Origin of the sequence: Massilia terrae, from assembly GCF_024753145.1 — a bacterium.
GTDB classification, from domain to species: Bacteria; Pseudomonadota; Gammaproteobacteria; order Burkholderiales; family Burkholderiaceae_D; genus Telluria; species Telluria terrae.
The window spans coordinates 1,329,681-1,348,311 of sequence record NZ_JANUGU010000001.1; the positions used below are offsets into that span (position 1 = coordinate 1,329,681).

Genomic DNA, 18,631 nt, shown 5'->3' on the forward strand with positions numbered 1-18,631 from the left:
CGAAGTGGCGAGCGGTCTATGGATCCCGGCCTTCGCCGGGACGACGGTTTTCAGGGTGGATGCCGAACGCGAACCGCCCATTCGTTAAAAAAATTACAACCTATTCTTGGTGCTAGGTTTCGCCCCCTCCCGCCCCGCGTACACTGATTCGCAGGGTTGACGAAAATTTAACTTCTCCGCCCCAAACGCCCTGATCCGACGCCCTGTCCGGCCGCGCCGCGGGCACTGCTTTGCCTAATTTTCGGCAGCTTCGCTTCCTCGACAGATCACTGGTTTCAACCATTTTTGAGGGGACCACAATGAGCTTACTCGTTCCATCGCCACTGCTCCTGCAGGCCGGCGACAGCAAAGACGCACAGCGCTTCCTGCTCGCATCGCGTGAATGGCTCGACCTGCAGACCCGCGTGCAGGCCGTGCTGGCCCTGCCGAGCGATATCGGCGAATACCAGGAGCGCTACGGCGACGCCTCGTCCGGCACGCAGATGAAGGATTGCTTCGACGCGATGCACCGCCTGCAGCAGACCGCCAACTGCTACGGCAGCCCCACCGGACTGCGCGCCAAGATCATCAAGGATCCGGGCTTCCTCGCCAACGCCACGCGCCCGTCCAACGACGCGTTCTCGGCCACCGTGTGGACCCTGCAGCGCACGCACCTGGACGCATTCACCATCGCCTCCACCTTCAAGAGCATCCCCGACCTCGCCCAAGGCGCGCGGCCGTCCGACACCGTGGCCGGCATCAAGTCGCTGTTCATGGACCAGGGCCAGATCATCTCGTCGATGGACCGTACCATCGGCCAGCTCAACACCTTGATCACCGAATTCCAGGGCCTCGAGCAGAAGCTGGCCGACGCCCAGGACCAGATGAAGACCTACACCGACCGCTCGTCCAAGACGCGGGTCGAACTGGACAAGGAGATCGGCGAGATCCGCGCCACCATCGCCGACCTCGAAAAGGAACGCGATGCCGCCTATGGCAAGTGGCTGGGCCTGACCATCGCCGCCTGCGCAGTCCCGGCGGTCATCGCCATCGCCGGCATCGCCATCATGGTGATCCTGGCCGTGCCCACCGGGGGCGGCAGCTTTGCGGTGGGCAGCGCGATCACCGGCGCCGGCGCCGCGCTGGCCGGCGCCGCGCTCGGCACCGCCGCCGGCATCGCGCGCACCAAGTACGAGGACCTGTGCACGCGGGTGCAGGAGGAAGACGAATTCCTCGGCAAGCGCATCTGCTACCGCAGCGACCTCGGTGCGCTCGACGAGCTGATGAAGTTCACGCTGCCCTCGTCGACCAGCGTGATCAGCCAGCTGGGCGAAGTGCGCGACGCCTGGAACGGCTCGATCCGCGAACTGTCCTCGCGCGTGAACGACCTGTCGGTGGCCAACCTGACGGACAGCCCGTGGCTCAACCAGGGTCTGATGAACGACGCCGCCGCCAGCTGGGGGCGCCTCGACGAAGCGCTCAAGGCCTTCGTGCGCGGCTCCTTCGTCGACGCCACCCTGATCGATTTCGGCGATCCGCTGCCGCGCGACGACGCCAAGTGGATCCAGAACTTCAGCGCCCGCAAGGCCGCGTGAGCGGCTTCGCACATCCAACGTTCCGTCCAAACCAGGAGAACAACATGTCTGTAACCGCAGCCAACGACGCATCGACCATCGCTCCCGCCCCCGGCATGCTGACGCCGTCCGATCCGCAATCCGGGCAGAAATCGCAGTTCGCGCTGTTTTCCGACAGCTGGATCGAGCTGCAGGGCTATGTCGGCGCCGCCGTCGACCTTCCGATCTCGAAAGGCGACTTCGAACAGAAATACGGCGCCGTCAGCGGCTCCAAGACCATCCTCGGCTGCATCGATGCGATGAAGGGCGTGCAGGCCGCCTCCACGGAATTCGGCGACCCGCGCTCGCTGCGCGCGGCGCTGATCAAGAACCCGGGCCTGCTCGCCACCAAGGACGCGCCGTCCGAGATTTACACCCACACGGTGTGGGTCGGCCAGCGCGTGCACGAGACCTCGGCCACCATCGTCAGCGGCTACCAGAGCGTGCTCGAAGGTCTCACCGGCCTGCCGCCGTCGGAACAGGTGACCAACCTGAAGGCCTACCTGTTCGACCAGACCATGGGCCCGATCCCGCTGTCGGAGAAGATGTCGAAGGAAGTGTCGCTGCTGATCCAGAAGATCGGCCGCTTCGAGCAGAAGATGAACGAGTATAACGAGAAGCTCAGCGCGTTCACCGGCAGCTCGTCGCAGATGATCACCGACATCAACACCACCATCGGCAGCCTGACGCAGAAAATCGCCGACCTCGAAAAATCGCGCGACGAAGCCTACAAGGCCTGGCGCGACTTCACCATCGCCGCCGTCACCACCTCGGTCGGCTGCATGCTGATCGGCGGCCTGCTGGCGCCGTTCACCGGCGGCGTCTCGCTGCTGGTCGGCGGCGCGGCCGCGATCGCGACCGGCGTCGGCCTCGGCGTCAAGGCGGCCCAATGCCGCGCCGAGTACAACGCCTACTGCGACCTGATCCAGGAACAGGGCGAAGAGCTCCAGAAGAAGCAGCGCCTGCGCTCCGACCTCGGCGACTTCAACACCCAGATGCAGCGGGTCGGCCCGGCCATGTCCAAGTTCCTGAAGAACCTGCAGACCGTGCAGGGCGTGTGGGTGCAGATGAACTCGGACATGATCGCCATCAGCCAGAGCATCAACGAGGGCAACGTCGGCAACCTGCCCTTCCTGGTCAAGGCCAAGTCCAAGCTGGCCGTCGACTCGTGGCAGGCGATCGACAACAGCGCCAAGCAGTTCACCGTCGAATCGCTGGTCGACTACACCAGCCTGGCCTTCGGCGATGCGATGCCGGCCAACCAGCCGCTGGCCAAGGCAGCCTGACGGCGCACGCTCCGCCGCCCGCGCGGCGGCGGAGCAGTACTTTAATTCGAAAGGATCACTATGGCCCGGATTATCGGAACTTCGCTGGCGGTCCCGCGCGCGGCGCTGACGGCGGACGGGCGGGCGCTGGCGTTCGAACCGCTCGGCTTCCCGCGCCTTGCCGCCTACCTCGACAAGATCGACCGCCTGCCCGCGGACGCGCGCACGCTCACGCCGGCGCTGGGCGCCGTCTGCGTCGCGATCGCCGACGCGGTGCATGAATTCGGCACGCCCGCGCAGCTAGCCGGCGCGGTCGGCATTGCCAGCGCCGCGGCGCGTCCGCAGCGCCCCTACCTGGCCTTCGCCTGGACCATCGGCCAGCTGCAGGCCGCGGCCAAGGACTGCCTGCGTGCGCTGCAGACCTGCGTCGCCGCGGCCGCCGCGCCTGCCGACCGCCGCGCCGCGCTGCACGAAATGGGGCCGCTGGCGGCACAGTCGCGCGACCATGCCGCGGCCCTGCTGCCCGAGATCCAGCAATTCCGTGCCGCGATCGTGCGCGAGAACCAGCAGTTCAACAGCGCGATGGCGGAGGTTGGCGCGACCTTGCAGAAGCAATGGGAAGCGGTCGGCGCCCAGCGCGCGCGGCTCGAGAACCTGCAAGGGCAGCTGCGCGAGACCGGCATCCTGCATCCGCACAAGCGCCAGGAACTGGCGGCGCAGATCCAGAACGCCGAGCGCGAGCTGGCGTCCATCACCGCCGCCGCCGAGCACCTGCGCGTGCAGGCGGCCGCGCTGAACGACGTCATGCAGGACGGCGCCTGGCTCGACACCAGCCTGTGCGCGATGGCCGACTTCCTGCAGAGCGTGCGCGCCGCGTGGGCCACCTTCGGCGGCGCGATGACCCAGCTGGCGGCGGACGCCACCAACGAGCAGCTCGGCGATGCCGACTGGCTCGGCGCCCAGATCGGCGCGGACGATGCGATGCCGCGTTGGCGCACCCTGGCCGAAGCGGCCGATCATTTCTGCGTCGAGGCACAAGTGCGGCAGGCGCAAACAATCCAGCCAAAGGTGAAAGCATGAGAACCCTAGCCATCCATCGCCTGCTGCGCGCCCTGCCGCTGCTGGCCGCCCTTCCCTTGCTGGCCGCGCTGCTGCAGCCGGCGCGCGTCCAGGCCCAGGCGCCGACCACGCAGGCACTGGGCGAAGCGGTCGACCAGCTCGCGCAGTTCCAGAGCGAGGCCGCGCGCATGCAGGCGCTCGCGCGCCAGTCCATCGGGCCCTACTACCTGCGGCTGAGTTTCAGTTACTGCGAGATCGACTTCGGCATCTTCGGCTGCGCCAAGCACGGCACCGGCCGATGCGAACGGCAGGTGGTACTGGGCGGCATGCAGCAGCTCGACATGGCGCTGGAGCACGCGCGCAACGACGGCGTGCGACTCGAGCAGAGCTTTGCCCCGACGCGTGACTGGATCGCGGGCCTGCCCGGCTTCAGCGCCAACTTCGGCAGCACGGCCGACATCGTGCTCGCGGTCCAGCAGCAAACCCGCCAGGGCCAGGTCCCGACCCAGCAACAGCGCGACCAGGTCAATGCGGCGCTGGCCAAACTGCAGGACGACCTGGCGCGCAGCGCGTCACAGCTGGAGGCAGGCGTGAGCACACTGGCGGCCGCGCTGCAGCGCCAGAGCGAGTTCCGGGAACAGATCAGGCAGGCGATCGATATCTCGACGCGCTCGGCGCAAGATGACCTGAACCGCGCGGAGCGCGACATGAGCACCACGCGGTGCCGGGACGGACTGCCCGAACAGCTCAGCGTCATCCGCGTCGATTTCGGCGCCAAGGCCAACCAGCTGCAAGCCTCGTTCGCCAATCTCGGCGCGGCCAGCGGGGGCGCCGAACGCAGCCTGGGCGTGCTGCTCGGCGCGGTCGTCAATTCGCGTACCGAGATGCAGAACGTGATCAACCTGGTGCAGGCGGCGCGCAACGACCAGATCGGCAGCTTCCTGGAACAGCTGCACCTGGCGTCGGCCAAGAAGCAGTGGGAAGACCTGGCGGCGGCGCAGGGCCGCGCCATGGTCGCGATGGGTAGCGTGGCGACGGCAGGAAACTGATCAGGCGTCCCGGTTCGGCGCCGCATGGCTGCGCCGGCCGGGGTTTACTTCTTGCAGTTGCAGACTTGCGAACCGCGGTCGAACACGATCTTCCAGGTATTCGGCGCTTCCAGCCGCCAGATCGAATTGAAACGCCCCACCACCTTGCCGCTGGGGTCGTAGACCGGGCCGCCGCTATAGGCCAAGGTGCCCGATTCGACCACCTCGACCTCTTGCGGTTCCCACGAAAACGGCGCCTCGGGCTTGATGTAGAAAGTCTTCCACGCCTGCGTGACCGCATCCTTGCCACGCAGGACCTGGCCGTCGCCGCCAAAGAACACGGCATCCTGCGACAGGAAGCTGGCGAAGGCGGCATGGTCGCGCGCCTTCATCGTCGCCGCGAATGCGCGCTCGGTGTCCGCCACCTGCTTCTTGAGCTCGGCATTCGACAGGCGCTGCGCGCTGGCGGCTGCCGCCAGGGTGAGGAGCGCAACGCACAGCAAGCCAATCCATCTCAAACGCATCGGGAAACCCTTCCATTTGGACAAGATTTGCAATTCTGTCATGGTCGTAATCTCCTGACAACCATCGCTTGCGCCAACTCCGGAATTGGAGTATAACAAATCCATAACCGGAGCAATACCATGAGCCTCGCCTACGCCTACCCCAAAAGCCGCTTCGAACCCGCCGTGCTGGTCGACCTCAATTCCAAGGCCGAGCGCGAGCGCCTGTCCAAATCCGCCCTCAAGGGCTTCTTCCGCCTCGCGGCGGCCTGGGAGCTGCGCGACGAAGACGCGCGCGAACTGCTCGGCGGCCTGTCCTCGTCCTCGTTCTACGAATGGAAGAAGAACAACGATCGCGTGCTGGAAGTCGACCGCATCACCCGCATTTCCTACCTGCTCGGCATCTACAAGGCGCTGCACGTGCTGTACGGCGCCAAGCTGGCCGACGAGTGGGTGCAGCTGCCCAACACCAACCCCATCTTCGGCGGCCGCACCCCGCTCGCCTTCATGCTGGGCGGCGGCATGCTGGCCATGCAAACCGTGCGCAAATTGCTCGACGCGCGGCGCGGAGGGCTGTAGTGGGTCACGTCCGCAAGCTCACCAGCCTGCGCCAGTTCGATACTTGCCGCCTGATTCCCTCGCGTTTCGCCGACATCGAGGACTCGGTGCTGGCGCCGCTCGCCGATGACGACGCCACTTTGCGCGACCTGTTCGACCTGGACAACGCCACCAACGAGCGCCTGCGCGGCGAGTTCGGCGGCCTGCCCGGCATCGGCCCGGACGAACTGGTGTTCGGCGTGCCCTTCTTCCGCATCGTCAATGCGTCGTTCTGCTACCCGCGCCCGGAAGGCAGCCGCTTCAACGATGGCGACCGCGGCGCCTGGTACTGCGCCTTCGACATCGAGACCGCGCTGGCCGAAGTGTGCTTCCACAAGGCCGTCGAGTACCAGGAGATCAACCGCTTCGACGACAGCGTCAGCTACCAGTGCATGCTGGCCGACTTTACGGCCACCTTCCATGACCTGCGCGGCAACAACACCTGTCCCAAGTGCCTGGATCCGTCCAGCTATGTGGACTCGCAGGCGCTCGCCGCCGAACTGCTCGACTCCGGCTCGATGGGCATCATCTACCCCAGCGTGCGGCACGAGGGCGGCGAATGCCTCGCTTGTTTCCGGCCCGCGCTGGTTGGCAATGTTCGCAAGGGCCAGGCCTATCGGTTAACATGGGCGGGTTCGCCGATCCCGGCGATAGAACCGATCTGAACAAGCCGCACCATGAAGACCAAGCCAGAGAACGACCAGGAACTGTACGACAAAGTCAACCGTGAAACCGCCCGCATCCAGTGGAGCGAGCTGGAACGCCACTTCGCGTCCGGCGCCGTCATCTACGTGAGCGAAGACCTCGACCTCGTCGATGTCGCGGTGCGCATGTCGCACGACGACAAGGAAAACGTGCAGCGCTGGCTCGCGGAGGGCAAGGTCCACAAGGTCAAGGACGAGCAGGCGCAGGTGTGGGCCGTCGCCGACTCCACCCTCTGGGCCGCGGTGGTGCATCCCTTCGTGCTGGTGCAGCCGGAGAAAAAGCGCCTGCACTGAGTACTAGGGCTTGCCGGGCATGGCCGACGAGTGATGGCTGGTGATCAGCCAGCGCTTGCCATCCCACTTGTAGCTGAAACTGTAGCGCGCCGGCACGATCTGGCCGGTGCGGTCGAAAGTGAAGGTGTACAGGCCGGCGTCCACCGCCGCATTGCAGCCGATGTAGATGCGACGAAAGTCGATGCGGCCGAAGGGCTGGTCTTCCAGGAAGTGCTCGAAGTATTCCACCCTGCCCGCCCGCGTCACGCGCGGCCGGTCTGACACGGTCGGCAGCAGGATCGATCCCTCCGCATAGTTGTCCGCCACCTTTTCCGGGTCGCCCGTCTGCAGCGATTCGTTCCAGCGGTCGAACAGCGCGGCGATATCGCGCTCCGACGTGCGGTGGCACCGTTCCGCGCGCGGCGGCTGCGCGTCACCGTCGTCGCGATCGGGCGGCACGGCGCAACCGGCAAATGCCAGGGCGGCCAGCGCTGCAACTGCGGCATGTCCTTTCATGGCGGATCTCCTTTTCGTCGATGTGCGAAAGCCAGAATAGATCAGCCGTGGCGACGAAAGTGTGAGCCGGCGCAGGCGTGCGCGCAGCCGAAGCGAGATCCTTGGATGGACGCGGCATTGCCGCCACAAGCGGCTACACCGAAGAGAAGGAGACTGCCACGAACAGGAAAACCGGGAGTGCCAGCACTACCGCGACGACGAGGCGCAGCAGTCCGGTACCCGTGATGGGAACCGCGGTCCGCCTGACAGCCCGGTACGACAGCAGCGAGCCTCCACCGGCAACGATGAGCGCGAATGCATACGAGCTGAACATCACGACGATCATCAGGAAAGTATCCGACGCGCCCACCGAGGCGCCATGGTGGCGGGCCTCGGACAGCGCCTTGATTACCCAGGCCAGTCCGAGCAGAAATGGGCACAGCCCCAAGAACATCATGGCGACCGCAATTCGCATCTGCAATTGAGGCGACATCTTTTCTCCGGATTGGGGGGGGCCGGCATCCAGCGGCCGGGCCTGCGACGAATTCATTGCACGCCAGCCTATCAACTACAGTAATAACAGTAGCATAACCGGACTGGCAACATTGGTCATCTATTACTTCGTCGAGCGATCAACCGCGCCCCGTTCCGAGCTCCTGGTGAAGGTCATGCAGCATCAGGCTAAGGAAGACGATCAGCCCGACATAAAATGTCCCGTAAGTCAGTTTATCCTCCAACGGCACGGCGTAGTAATCCTTGTTTTCAGGCGCATCCGGATCGTAGCGCCAGGCCGCGATCAGCTGCGGGATCGCGACGACGCCGATCAGGATGAGAATGGGACTGGGCCGCCATAAAAACGCAGCGGCGAGAATCGGCGCGCCCAGCAGCCACACGCGCGGCGACAGGATCGCCGTAATGCGGCCGCCGTCCAACGGCGAGACCGGAATCAGGTTGAAAAGATTGAGGAAGAAACCGGCATAAGCCAGTGCCAGCAGCAAGCCGCTATCAAATTGGCGCGCCAGGAAATAGCAGCCCAGCGCCGCCACCGTGCCCGCAACAGGACCCGCGATACCGACATAGGCCTCGGTTTTCACGTCCGTCGGCATTTCCTTCATATTGATCCAGGCGCCGACAAATGGGATGAAGGTCGGCGCCCCGACCGGAAGGCCGCTGCGGCGCGCGGCAATGAAATGCCCCATCTCATGGCAGAACAAGAGCGCGACAAAACCAGCGGCATACCACCAGCCATAAACGAAGGCGTAGGCCACGACCGACAGCAGCATGGTGCCGCCGGTCGTCAGCACCTTGCCCAGCTTTCCGGCGCTGAACAGAAGGAGCAGGAGCGATTTCATCGCCGATTCATGCTTCGTTCTTGCGCTTGAAGAAGCTGCGTATGCCGGCGATCAGGGCAAGCGCGGCCACCGCAATCAACTTGAAGAACTTCAGCGCAAATGCCGCGATGATGGCGAACAGCCCGAGCTTTTTCACCGCCAGGCCCGTCACCAGTGCGGCGATTCCATATTCGGCGACGCGATCGGTACCGGAATGGAAGTCGGCGTATGTTTTCCCGGGATTGAAACTGGTCTGCGCAAGCAAGGTTTCCAGGTGAGGCTTGGTCTCGGCCAGTTCAGGAAGGGAGGCGACCAGGTTCATTGACAGATAACCTTCACGGCCCAGCACATACGTGTTGAAATTGACGCCGTGTTCCGCGTCGGCCGGTGCGCCTTTGTCTTTCGATTCGATCGCCCACGCCAGGCGGTGCGTTTTCGCATCGTAGGCCGGCCTTTGCGTCCAACCCATCACCTCCATTTCAGGGAATCCGCGCGCGGCGCGCTCCTTATTACCCTCTTTGGTTCCTTCGCGAATGCTGTCCAGCAGTTCGTCCACCTTCCAATCCCGTGCCTCGTCGTCTTTGATATAGCCGGAATCGATAAAGCGCGGGATGACCATGCCTTTGTTATCGGGAGGGATAATGATCCCGAGCCGGGTCGGGTCGTCGCCGTTACCCATCGCCTTCATGATCCGGCCGGCCTCCGGCTGGGGAATGAAACTGTAATTTTCGGGCAGCTTGAGCGTGGCCTGGTTAGCGAGCGGTATGTCGACAGGACCGTTCTTCACCACGGCTTGTGCCGCCGCGACCGCGGCCTTCATTTCGGTCTCCGCATCGATCTTCGGCGATTGCGCCACCGCATCCATCAAAGCTAACGACAAGACAGCGGCACATGCGCCGCGCGCAAAGCGATTCAGTTTCATCTCATCCCCATTCTGGTGTCGCGCCTGGCGCACTGTGTCGCCGGCGGATCGATTTATCGTGTGACCCGAGCCGCCATTGTATGCATGCGAGCCGTCGAGAAACTCTCAGATTGTTACCTTTGGGGAAATATTTTCGGCCGCTATGCGCGACGCATGGAAGGCGTGGTCACAGTCTGTCAGTCGGACAGGGATACCCGATACATGCCCGGTTCGCCTGCCGGTTCAGCATGCGACTGTCGCGCCAGATCGTCGAGATGGGGCGCCGCGTGCAGCAGCACCGGCCCGGCGGTGTGCACCGGCTTGAAACGCCAGCTGCGCGCGCTGCCGTTGGCTTCACGGCTCAGGTGCTGCAGTTTGCGCACGTAGTCGATCAGCACATCGCGGTTGCTGTCAGGCGCGGCCACGACGAGCTTGCCCGAGCCGAGCATCGCGAAGCCGCCACCGCCGCTGGCCCGGTAGTTATTGGTCGCGACGATGAACTCCTGGCGATCCTCGACCGGCGCGCCCTGGTAACGCAGGTTCGAGATGCGGTGCCCCGGCGGCTGCGTGACGTCGATGTCGTAGCTGGCGTCCTTCGTGGTCAGCATGTCGAAGTTATAACTGGCGAACTGCTTGTTGACCAGTTCCTGTGCTTCGATCTGCGTGGGGTCGATGGTATTGAAGCGCCCGGCGGCGCGCTCCAGCCACGCCTTCAGTTCGGCGCCGTTGACCCTCACCGCCGACAGCGTGTTCGGATACAGGTACAGGTCCGCCGCATTGTTCATCGCCAGTTTGCCGGCCGGGACATCGGTGTAGTCGCCCGGCCCCGCAGCGCCGGCCTTGAACGGCGCCGCCATCGACAGCACCGGCAGGCTCGCATACTGCGGCAGGTTGGCCGCGATATAGCGCCTGGTGTAGTCAGCCTGGGCGTCGTTGACGAGCTGGATCGCGGAGACGTCGCCGAGGTCAGCGAAGTAGCTCGACATCCGGAAACCGGTGTCGCCGATCGGCGTTTTCACGTAGGCGATCGTGCCTTGATGTTCATTCGCCGCCAGCGCGGCGACCGCTCGATCGGGCGCGACGAAGGATTTGTCTGGCCGCTGGATCGCACGCACTTCGACGGTCGCCCGGTCCTTGTCCGCCACCCAGCGCTTGCCGTCGTGGCGCAGGCGCAGGCTGATCACGCCGAGGTCCTTGCCCCACAGGCCGGCCATCACGGTCGGCACGCCGAAAACGCGGCCGCCGGCCCTGTCGACGCCCGGCAGCATGAACTGCGGCGCATTGCTAGAAGCGTCCGGGAACACGGCGTGCGCATGGCCGAGCAGGATCGCGTCGATGCCCGGCACCTGGGCCAGGTAGTAGCCCGCGTTTTCCATCTTCGGCGTGTAGGCGGCGCCGTCGATGCCGCCGTGCGAGATCGCGATCACCACGTCCGCCCCCTTCGCGCGCATCTCCGGGACGTACTTTTCGGCCGCTTCGCGCACGCCTTCGGTGTAGACCTTCCCGTCCAGCCAGCGCTTGTCCCACTCCATGATGCCGGGCGTCGTCAGGCCGATGATCCCGACCTTGACGGTTGCGTTGAACGGCTTGCCGTTCGCGTCGGTCGCGGCGATGCGCTTGTCGATGATGCGGTATGGCGCGAACAGCGGCTTATGGGTCTTCAGGCTGTAGACGTTCGCCAGCACGATCGGAAACGCCGGGCCGGCGCAGCGCATCGTCTTGTCGACGCCGGACACGTCGAAGCGGCTGCCGGTCACCTGGGCCAGGAAGCGCAGGCCATAGTTGAAATCGTGGTTGCCGACACCGCCGCCTTCATATCCGAGCCTGTTCATCACCTTGTAAATGGCCAGGCGCTGGCCGCAGCGCACCGGATGGGCGATGGCCTGGTAGTCCGCCAGCGCGGTGCCTTGCAGGGTGTCGCCATTGTCGAGCAGGAGCGTGTTGGCGAATTCGCGCCGCGCCGCCGCGATCAGGGTCGCCGTGCGCTCAAGCCCGAGCGACGGGTCGGCGGCGAGCTTGTAGTAGTCGTAGCCGACCACGTTGGAGTGGAGGTCCGTGGTCTCCAGCACCGCCAGCGTCGCGGTCGCGCCGGCGGGAACGCCCGCGCAGGCTGCCGTGGCCACTGCCAGCGGCAAGGCCGCGATGCAAACTTGGTAAGGCAGGCTGGTCGACATAAGTGATCGGATTGGAAAGACCGGCCGATGATACGGCACAGCTGCCCGCCCCATCAAGCGGGGCGCTAAGCTGCACGCACTGGGGTATAATCGAGGGTTTCGAATTCAACCTATCAAAGAGCGCCAAGAACATGGAAGCCGAACGCATCAACGCCATCTCCGCCCTGCTGTCCGACCTGACCGGTCGGGAAGCCGAACTTCGGAGGTATCTTTGACTTCGATAAGAAGTCGGATGACCTCGAACAGGTAAACCAGGAGCTGGAAGACCCCACCGTCTGGAATGACCAGAAACGTGCCCAGGACCTGGGCAAGAAGAAGAAAGAACTTGAAGGCGTGGTCCTGACGCTGCAGAAGGCGGACGCCGACCTGAAGGACGCGGCCGACCTGTTCGAGATGGCGCGCGAGGAAGGCGACGACGAAACGCTCGAAGCCGTGGCCGGCGACGCCGAAGCGATCCAGAAGGTCATCGAGGCGATGGAATTCCGCCGGATGTTCAGCAACCCGATGGACCACGCCAACTGCTTCATCGACATCCAGGCCGGCGCCGGCGGCACCGAAGCCCAGGACTGGGCGTCCATGCTGCTGCGCCAGTACCTGCGCTATTGCGAACGCAAGGGCTTCAAGGCCGAACTGCTGGAAGTGTCCGAGGGCGAGGTCGCGGGCATCAAGACCGCCACCATCAAGGTCGAAGGCGAATACGCCTACGGCCACCTGCGCACCGAAACCGGCGTGCATCGCCTGGTGCGCAAGTCGCCGTTCGACTCCGCCAACGGCCGCCACACCTCGTTCTCGTCGCTGTTCGTCTACCCGGAAGTGGACGAGTCCTTCGACATCGAGATCAACCCGGCGGACGTGCGCATCGACACCTACCGCGCATCCGGCGCCGGCGGCCAGCACATCAACAAGACCGACTCCGCGGTGCGCCTGACGCACGCTCCGTCGGGCATCGTGGTGCAGTGCCAGAACGACCGTTCGCAGCACCGCAACAAGGCCGAAGCATTCGACATGCTGCGCGCGAAGCTGTTCGAGCTGGAGCTGCGCAAGCGCATGGCCGAGCAGCAGAAGCTGGAAGACTCCAAGACCGACGTCGGCTGGGGCCACCAGATCCGCTCCTACGTGCTGGACCAGTCCCGCATCAAGGACCTGCGCACCAACGTTGAAACCGGCAACACCAAGAACGTGCTGGACGGCGACCTGGACGACTTCATCTCCGCATCGCTCAAGCAGGGTATCTGATCGATGAGCGAGGCAAAACGCGCATTCGTGTTCGACATGGACGGCACCATCGTCGACAACATGGGCTTCCACATGAAGTCGTGGATCGAGTTCTTCCATCGCCGCGGCAAGGACATCGACCGCGATGAATTCTTCCGTGCGACCGCCGGCCGCCAGGGCAAGGAGATCATGCGCGCCTACCTCGGCGCGCATCTGTCCGACGACGAGGTGGCGGCGCTGAACGCCGAAAAGGAAGCGCTGTACCGCGAGATCTACGGGCCGCACCTGAAGGAACTCGCGGGCCTGTCGCGCTTCCTCGATGAAGCCAAAGCGCAGGGTGTGCTGCTCGCCGTGGCCACTTCCGGCCCACCGGAAAACATCGATTTCGTGCTCGACGGCCTGAAGCTGCGCCGCCATTTCAAGGCGGTGGTCGGCGCGGCCGACGTCAAGCGCGGCAAGCCGCATCCGGACGTGTTCCTGAAGGCGGCCGAAAAGCTCGGCGTGGCGCCGGCCGACTGCATCGTGTTCGAAGATGCGCCGCTGGGCGTGGAAGCGGCACAAAATGCCGGCATGCCGTCCGTGGTGCTGACAACCACTTTGCCGGCCGACGCGTTTAGCCAGTACGACAAGGTGATCGCCGTCGCGCCCGACTTTAACGAACTGTCCGTCGACGAGCTGCTCGCCCCGGCAACCCAACAATAAACCAGATCCCACCATGACTACGGAAAACCAAGACCAGGCGCCGCTGGCGTCGACCGACGAAAACAAGATCATGGCCGAGCGCCGCGCCAAGCTGACGGCCCTGCGCCAGAAGGGTGTCGCGTTCCCGAACGACTTCCGCCCGACCCACAACGCCGCCGACCTGGCCGGCCAGTACGGCTCGCACTCGCGCGAAGACCTCGAGGCCAAGCTGGTGCACGTGGCGCTGGCGGGCCGCATGATGCTCAAGCGCGAGGCCGGCAAGAAGGCCGCGTTCGCGACCCTGCAGGATTCATCCGGCCAGTACGCCAACGGCCGCATCCAGGTCTATGTCACGCTGGACGACACTGGCGAGGAAGCCATGGAGGCGTTCCGCCACTACGACCTGGGCGACATCCTGGGCGTCGAAGGCACGCTGTTCAAGACCAAGGTCGGCGAGCTGACCATCAAGGTCTCCAAGCTCAAGCTGATCACCAAGTCTCTGCGTCCGCTGCCGGACAAGTTCCACGGCCTGGCCGACCAGGAAACCAAGTACCGCCAGCGCTACGTCGACCTGATCACCAGCGAAGAGACCCGCCGCACCTTCAAGGCGCGCACCGCCGCGATGTCGTCGATCCGCCGCTTCATGGACGAACACGGCTTCATGGAAGTCGAGACCCCGATGCTGCACCCGATCCCGGGCGGCGCCGCGGCCAAGCCTTTCATCACCCACCACAATGCACTGGACATGCAGATGTTCCTGCGCATCGCGCCTGAGCTCTATCTCAAGCGCCTGGTGGTCGGCGGCTTCGAGCGCGTGTTCGAGGTCAACCGCAACTTCCGCAACGAAGGCGTCTCGACCCGCCACAATCCCGAATTCACCATGATGGAGTTCTACGCCGCGTACGTGGACTACAAGTGGATGATGGACTTCACCGAAGGCGTGATCCGCCAGGCCGCGATCGACGCGCACGGCACCGCGACCCTGAGCTACGGCGGGCGTGAGCTGGACCTGTCCAAGCCCTTCCACCGCCTGACCATCGTCGAGGCCATCAACAAGTATGCGCCGGGCTACACCGACGCGCAGCTGAATGACGCGGCCTTCATCAAGGAAGAGCTGAAGAAGTTCGGCGTAAAGCCTTTCGCCACCGCCGGTCTGGGCGCGCTGCAACTGGCGCTGTTCGAAGAGACCGCGGAAGCGCAGCTGTGGGAGCCGACCTTCATCATCGACTACCCGGTTGAAGTGTCGCCGCTGGCGCGCGAATCGGATCTGCGTCCGGGCATCACCGAGCGTTTCGAGCTGTTCATGGTCGGCCGCGAGATCGCCAACGGCTTCTCGGAGCTGAACGATCCGGAAGACCAGGCCGCGCGCTTCCTGGCCCAGGTGGAGGCCAAGGATGCCGGCGACGAGGAGGCGATGTACTACGACGCCGACTACATCCGCGCGCTGGAATACGGCATGCCGCCGGCCGGCGGCTGCGGCATCGGCATCGACCGCCTGATGATGCTGATTACAGATGCGCCGAATATTCGTGACGTGATTCTGTTCCCGCACCTGCGGCGCGAAGACTGATCGGCCACTGACGGCTAGTCAAGCAGAATGGGGTTCCCGCGTGCGCGGGAACCCCATTTTTCTTTACACAGCCGCAGCGTTCACGATCCGATAGCACGGCACATACGCCTTGCCCGGCAGTTTCATGCGGTTCTGCGCCACGAAGGACTGCAGCAGCGAATCCATGGGCTCCATGATCTCCGGCTCGCCATCGATCTCGAACTGCCCGTACTTCTCGATCGCCCTGATCCCCTCCTCCTTCACGTTCCCCGCCACGACGCCCGAAAACGCGCGCCGCAGGTTCGCTGCCAGCATGTGGACCTCCTGGTTCTTGTGCAGGTGAAGGTTGCGCATGTTCTCGTGCGTCGGCCGGAACGGGCGCTGGAATTCCTGGTCGATCTTGAGCAGCCAGTTGAAATAGTAGGCATCGCTGCGCGACTTGCGGAATTCGCGCACCTGCTTGATCCCCAGCGACATCTCGCGCGCCACCGCCTCCGGATCGTCGACGATGATCTTGTACTTCTGCTGCGCCTCCTTGCCCAGCGTGGCGCCGATGAAGCTGTCGATCTGGTCGAAATAGGCGCGCGACTCCGCCGGCCCGGTGAACACCAGCGGGAACGGCATCTCCGCATTCTCCGGATGGAGCAGGATACCGAGGATGTACAGGATCTCTTCCGCCGTGCCGGCGCCGCCCGGGAACACGCAGATGCCGTGCCCGAGGCGCACGAAGGCCTCCAGCCGCTTTTCGATGTCCGGCATGATCACCAGGTCGTTGACGATCGGGTTCGGCGATTCGGCCGCGATGATGCCCGGCTCCGAAATGCCCAGGTAACGACCGCCGCCCAGGCGCTGCTTGGCATGGCCGATCGTGGCGCCTTTCATCGGCCCCTTCATCGCGCCCGGGCCGCAGCCGGTGCAGATATCCAGCTCGCGCAGGCCAAGCTGGTAGCCCACTTCCTTCGAATAGTTGTACTCGACCCGGTTGATCGAGTGGCCACCCCAGCACACCACCAGGTTGGGATTGCGCTGCGGCTGCAGCACGTTGGCGTTGCGCAGGATATGGAACACCGCGTCGGTGATGCCCTCCGGCCGGCTCAGGTTGAACTTGGGATTGTCGACGACCTCGAAATTGACATAAACGATATCGCGCAATACCGCGAACAGGTGCTCGTGGATCCCCTTGATCATTTTGCCGTCGACGAAGGCGATGGCGGGCGCGCCGCGGATATCGAGCTTGATGCCGCGCTCGCGCTGGATGATGTGGATGTCGAAGCTGCCGTAGCGTTCCAGCAGTTCCTTGCCATCGTCGATCGAACTGCCGCAATTCAGCACGGCCAGCGCGCAGCTGCGAAACACGCCGTACAGGCCACCCTGGCTGGTATCGAGCAGTTTGGAGACCTCGGCCTTGGACAGGATCTCAAGCCGGCCTTCCGGAGAAATCAGGGTATCGACCACTTCGTAATTCATCTTCTTCTAGTCCTTCTCTGTTACGCGACGCTTCCAGTCTACGCCAATATACGACAACTCGGACAGGCCCGGATTCGGCCTGGCGCAAAGCTCGCGCGCACGCGATTAACACATACTTAAATAATTCGCTTGTGCCGGACGATTTACTCTACAATGCGACGCTATTGGATATCGGCTTACCCGCTGGTCCAAAAAAAAACGATAACGGTATAACCACTACTATTTCGGGAGGAACCGCATGAGCGGTGCAGCTACAGCTTCTTCAAACGCCCAGGATCGCGCTATTCCGGAGTTCAAACAGATCATGGGTCACCCAGCTCCGCTGTGGATGCTGTTCATGACCGAATTCTGGGAGCGCTTCGCCTTCTACGGCATCCGCTGGGCCCTGGTGCTTTACGTCGTCGCCCAGTTCTTCAACGGCGACCCGTCGGGCCAGTCCTCGGCCAACCTTATCTACGGTTCCTACCTCGCCCTGGTCTACGCCGGCGCCGTGTTCGGCGGCTATGTCGCCGACCGCGTGATCGGCTACCAGCGCTCGATCCTGGTGGGCGCGTCCTTCATGGCCCTGGGCCTGTTCGCGATCACGATCCCCGATCCGGAAGTGTTCAAGCTGGGCCTGGCCACCATCATCGTCGGCAACGGCATGTTCAAGCCGAACATCTCGGCCATGGTCGGCAAGCTGTATAGCGTGAGCGACACCCGCCGCGACTCCGGCTTCACCATCTTCTACATGGGTATCAACACCGGCGCCTTCATCGCACCGATCCTGACCCAGGTGCTGGCGCAGCATGTGTTCAACACCGGCGACACCCCGGCCTACAAGATCGTGTTCTTCGCCTCCGGCATCGGCATGCTGCTGTCGCTGGTGTGGTTCTACATCGGCCGCCGCCAGCTCAAGGGCATCGGCGCCGCCACCGGCGAACTGGAAAACCGCATGCGCGTGGTCTACGTGGCGATCGGCTCGCTGGTCGTGATCCCGGTCGTGTACTTCCTGCTCAAGCTGGGCGCGGAGAAGCTGCAGGCCGTGCTGTCGGTCCTGTTCATCATCCTGGCGATCATGCTGATCGTCGAAGGCGTCCGCGAAGGCAAGGTCGCGCGCGACAAGACCATCGCGATGATGATCATCTTCTTCTTCAACGTGATGTTCTGGTGCTTCTTCGAGCAGGCGGGCAGCTCGTTCACCTTCCTGGCCAATAACATCGTCAACCGCGACTTCGGCGGCTGGGTGTTCCCGACCGCCTGGTTCCAGAGCGTGAACTCGATCGCGATCATCACGCTGGCGCCGATCGTCGCCTACGTGTGGGTGCTGCTGGGCCGCCGCAATGCCAACCCGTCGATCCCGCGCAAGTTCGGCCTCGGCCTCGCGTTCAACGGCCTGGCCTTCGGCCTGCTGGTGTACGCGCTGTCCTACCTGGTCAGCGCCGACAACAAGATCCCGTTCTGGACCCTGTTCGCCGTCTACTTCATCCAGTCCGTCGGTGAGCTGTGCCTGTCGCCGATCGGCCTGTCGATGGTGACCAAGCTCGCTCCGGTGCGCCTGGTCGGCCTGGGCATGGGCGGCTGGTTCCTGTCGACCGGTATCGGCAACAACCTGTCGGGCATCTTTGCCAGCATGGTCTCGGGCGAGCACGGCATGTCGACCGCATCGGCGCTGCAGGGCTACACCTTCGGCTTCTATTCGCTGCTGGGCGCGGGCATCCTGCTGTTCCTGATCGCTCCGCTCATCCAGAAGCTGATGCACGGCGTGAAGTAAGCGCTTCCGGCATCAAGGCAAAGGCGGCCCGCGTGGTCGCCTTT

Annotated in this window: 18 protein-coding genes; 11 read left to right on the top strand and 7 right to left on the bottom strand. The window is 64.2% G+C overall.

Annotation, left to right across the window (positions count from 1 at the left end; all coding sequences use genetic code 11):
• Window positions 1-299: 299 nt before the first annotated feature.
• From NX778_RS05730 to NX778_RS05745, 4 genes are read left to right on the top strand one after another with little or no spacing between them, the layout of a single operon-like run.
• Entirely contained in the window at window positions 300-1,574 is a 1,275-nt protein-coding gene (locus NX778_RS05730) for an alpha-xenorhabdolysin family binary toxin subunit A (RefSeq protein ID WP_258810702.1), read from the top strand.
• Window positions 1,575-1,618: 44 nt separating this feature from the next.
• On the top strand, window positions 1,619-2,878 hold the full coding sequence (locus NX778_RS05735) for an alpha-xenorhabdolysin family binary toxin subunit A (RefSeq protein WP_258810703.1): 1,260 nt from the start codon (window positions 1,619-1,621) through the stop codon (window positions 2,876-2,878).
• A gap of 60 nt (window positions 2,879-2,938) precedes the next feature.
• On the top strand, window positions 2,939-3,937 hold the full coding sequence (locus tag NX778_RS05740; protein ID WP_258810704.1) for a hypothetical protein: 999 nt from the start codon (window positions 2,939-2,941) through the stop codon (window positions 3,935-3,937).
• Entirely contained in the window at window positions 3,934-4,965 is a 1,032-nt protein-coding gene (locus NX778_RS05745; protein ID WP_258810705.1) for a hypothetical protein, read from the top strand. The genes NX778_RS05740 and NX778_RS05745 overlap by 4 nt, the downstream gene beginning before the upstream one ends.
• 44 nt (window positions 4,966-5,009) lie before the next feature.
• Here the strand turns inward: NX778_RS05745 and NX778_RS05750 are convergent, their stop codons facing one another.
• Window positions 5,010-5,468 (bottom strand): YybH family protein, encoded by a 459-nt coding sequence (locus NX778_RS05750; protein ID WP_258810706.1) that lies wholly within the window; start codon window positions 5,466-5,468, stop codon window positions 5,010-5,012.
• 120 nt (window positions 5,469-5,588) lie between these two features.
• Here NX778_RS05750 and NX778_RS05755 point away from each other — a divergent pair, with 120 nt between their 5' ends.
• Genes NX778_RS05755 through NX778_RS05765 form a run of 3 tightly spaced genes read left to right on the top strand, consistent with a single transcriptional unit; the run spans window position 5,589 to window position 7,042 of the window.
• The gene (locus tag NX778_RS05755) at window positions 5,589-6,026 is read left to right on the top strand and encodes an antitoxin Xre/MbcA/ParS toxin-binding domain-containing protein (RefSeq protein ID WP_258810707.1); all 438 of its coding nucleotides are present in this window, start codon (window positions 5,589-5,591) and stop codon (window positions 6,024-6,026) included.
• Entirely contained in the window at window positions 6,026-6,709 is a 684-nt protein-coding gene (locus tag NX778_RS05760) for an RES family NAD+ phosphorylase (protein WP_258810708.1), read from the top strand. Before NX778_RS05755 ends, NX778_RS05760 begins: the two co-directional genes overlap by 1 nt.
• 12 nt (window positions 6,710-6,721) lie before the next feature.
• Entirely contained in the window at window positions 6,722-7,042 is a 321-nt protein-coding gene (locus tag NX778_RS05765) for a DUF2288 domain-containing protein (protein ID WP_258810709.1), read from the top strand.
• A 3-nt stretch (window positions 7,043-7,045) separates the two neighbouring features.
• On the opposite strand, the gene NX778_RS05770 is transcribed toward NX778_RS05765, so the two are convergent.
• The 5 genes from NX778_RS05770 to NX778_RS05790 form a co-directional block, all read right to left on the bottom strand.
• The gene (locus NX778_RS05770) at window positions 7,046-7,537 is read right to left on the bottom strand and encodes an SgcJ/EcaC family oxidoreductase (RefSeq protein WP_258810710.1); all 492 of its coding nucleotides are present in this window, start codon (window positions 7,535-7,537) and stop codon (window positions 7,046-7,048) included.
• Window positions 7,538-7,670: 133 nt separating this feature from the next.
• Window positions 7,671-8,066, bottom strand: a complete 396-nt coding sequence (locus NX778_RS05775; RefSeq protein WP_258810711.1) for a hypothetical protein — start codon at window positions 8,064-8,066, stop codon at window positions 7,671-7,673.
• Between the two features lie 82 nt (window positions 8,067-8,148).
• Window positions 8,149-8,868, bottom strand: a complete 720-nt coding sequence (locus tag NX778_RS05780) for a site-2 protease family protein (protein ID WP_258810712.1) — start codon at window positions 8,866-8,868, stop codon at window positions 8,149-8,151.
• A gap of 7 nt (window positions 8,869-8,875) precedes the next feature.
• On the bottom strand, window positions 8,876-9,769 hold the full coding sequence (locus NX778_RS05785; RefSeq protein WP_258810713.1) for a DUF2167 domain-containing protein: 894 nt from the start codon (window positions 9,767-9,769) through the stop codon (window positions 8,876-8,878).
• 176 nt (window positions 9,770-9,945) lie between these two features.
• Entirely contained in the window at window positions 9,946-11,922 is a 1,977-nt protein-coding gene (locus tag NX778_RS05790) for a bifunctional 2',3'-cyclic-nucleotide 2'-phosphodiesterase/3'-nucleotidase (RefSeq protein WP_258810715.1), read from the bottom strand.
• Between the two features lie 131 nt (window positions 11,923-12,053).
• Here NX778_RS05790 and prfB point away from each other — a divergent pair.
• The 3 genes from prfB (at window position 12,054) to lysS (ending at window position 15,388) form a co-directional block, all read left to right on the top strand.
• Window positions 12,054-13,158 (top strand): peptide chain release factor 2 gene (gene prfB, locus NX778_RS05795; RefSeq protein WP_258810716.1). Its coding sequence is split into 2 segments (ribosomal slippage): window positions 12,054-12,134 and window positions 12,136-13,158, totalling 1,104 coding nucleotides; the frame shifts between segments, so codons are not numbered across the junction.
• A 3-nt stretch (window positions 13,159-13,161) separates the two neighbouring features.
• Complete coding sequence (locus tag NX778_RS05800) at window positions 13,162-13,839, top strand: HAD family hydrolase (protein WP_258810717.1); 678 nt, start codon at window positions 13,162-13,164, stop codon at window positions 13,837-13,839.
• 13 nt (window positions 13,840-13,852) lie between these two features.
• A complete protein-coding gene (gene lysS / locus NX778_RS05805; protein ID WP_258810718.1) occupies window positions 13,853-15,388 on the top strand; it encodes a lysine--tRNA ligase in 1,536 nt (511 codons plus the stop codon).
• Window positions 15,389-15,451: 63 nt separating this feature from the next.
• Here the strand turns inward: lysS and ppnN are convergent, their stop codons facing one another.
• Window positions 15,452-16,834 carry a nucleotide 5'-monophosphate nucleosidase PpnN gene (gene ppnN / locus NX778_RS05810; protein ID WP_258810719.1) on the bottom strand — a complete coding sequence of 461 codons (1,383 nt, stop codon included), beginning with the start codon at window positions 16,832-16,834 and terminating at the stop codon, window positions 15,452-15,454.
• Window positions 16,835-17,138: 304 nt separating this feature from the next.
• On the opposite strand from ppnN, the gene NX778_RS05815 reads away from it, so the two are divergent.
• Window positions 17,139-18,587 carry a peptide MFS transporter gene (locus NX778_RS05815; RefSeq protein ID WP_441295317.1) on the top strand — a complete coding sequence of 483 codons (1,449 nt, stop codon included), beginning with the start codon at window positions 17,139-17,141 and terminating at the stop codon, window positions 18,585-18,587.
• Window positions 18,588-18,631: the final 44 nt, after the last annotated feature.

Excerpts from the sequence above, each read along its gene's own strand:
- NX778_RS05790 (WP_258810715.1), bottom strand. The coding sequence starts at position 11,922 with ATGTCGACCAGCCTGCCTTACCAAGTTTGCATCGCGGCCTTGCCGCTG.
- NX778_RS05745 (WP_258810705.1), top strand. The coding sequence starts at position 3,934 with ATGAGAACCCTAGCCATCCATCGCCTGCTGCGCGCCCTGCCGCTGCTG.
- NX778_RS05815 (WP_441295317.1), top strand. The coding sequence starts at position 17,139 with ATGGGTCACCCAGCTCCGCTGTGGATGCTGTTCATGACCGAATTCTGG.
- NX778_RS05780 (WP_258810712.1), bottom strand. The coding sequence starts at position 8,868 with ATGAAATCGCTCCTGCTCCTTCTGTTCAGCGCCGGAAAGCTGGGCAAG.
- NX778_RS05770 (WP_258810710.1), bottom strand. The coding sequence starts at position 7,537 with ATGAAAGGACATGCCGCAGTTGCAGCGCTGGCCGCCCTGGCATTTGCC.
- NX778_RS05800 (WP_258810717.1), top strand. The coding sequence starts at position 13,162 with ATGAGCGAGGCAAAACGCGCATTCGTGTTCGACATGGACGGCACCATC.
- NX778_RS05735 (WP_258810703.1), top strand. The coding sequence starts at position 1,619 with ATGTCTGTAACCGCAGCCAACGACGCATCGACCATCGCTCCCGCCCCC.
- NX778_RS05775 (WP_258810711.1), bottom strand. The coding sequence starts at position 8,066 with ATGAATTCGTCGCAGGCCCGGCCGCTGGATGCCGGCCCCCCCCAATCC.
- NX778_RS05740 (WP_258810704.1), top strand. The coding sequence starts at position 2,939 with ATGGCCCGGATTATCGGAACTTCGCTGGCGGTCCCGCGCGCGGCGCTG.
- lysS (WP_258810718.1), top strand. The coding sequence starts at position 13,853 with ATGACTACGGAAAACCAAGACCAGGCGCCGCTGGCGTCGACCGACGAA.
- ppnN (WP_258810719.1), bottom strand. The coding sequence starts at position 16,834 with ATGAATTACGAAGTGGTCGATACCCTGATTTCTCCGGAAGGCCGGCTT.
- NX778_RS05755 (WP_258810707.1), top strand. The coding sequence starts at position 5,589 with ATGAGCCTCGCCTACGCCTACCCCAAAAGCCGCTTCGAACCCGCCGTG.
- NX778_RS05785 (WP_258810713.1), bottom strand. The coding sequence starts at position 9,769 with ATGAAACTGAATCGCTTTGCGCGCGGCGCATGTGCCGCTGTCTTGTCG.
- NX778_RS05750 (WP_258810706.1), bottom strand. The coding sequence starts at position 5,468 with ATGCGTTTGAGATGGATTGGCTTGCTGTGCGTTGCGCTCCTCACCCTG.
- NX778_RS05765 (WP_258810709.1), top strand. The coding sequence starts at position 6,722 with ATGAAGACCAAGCCAGAGAACGACCAGGAACTGTACGACAAAGTCAAC.
- NX778_RS05730 (WP_258810702.1), top strand. The coding sequence starts at position 300 with ATGAGCTTACTCGTTCCATCGCCACTGCTCCTGCAGGCCGGCGACAGC.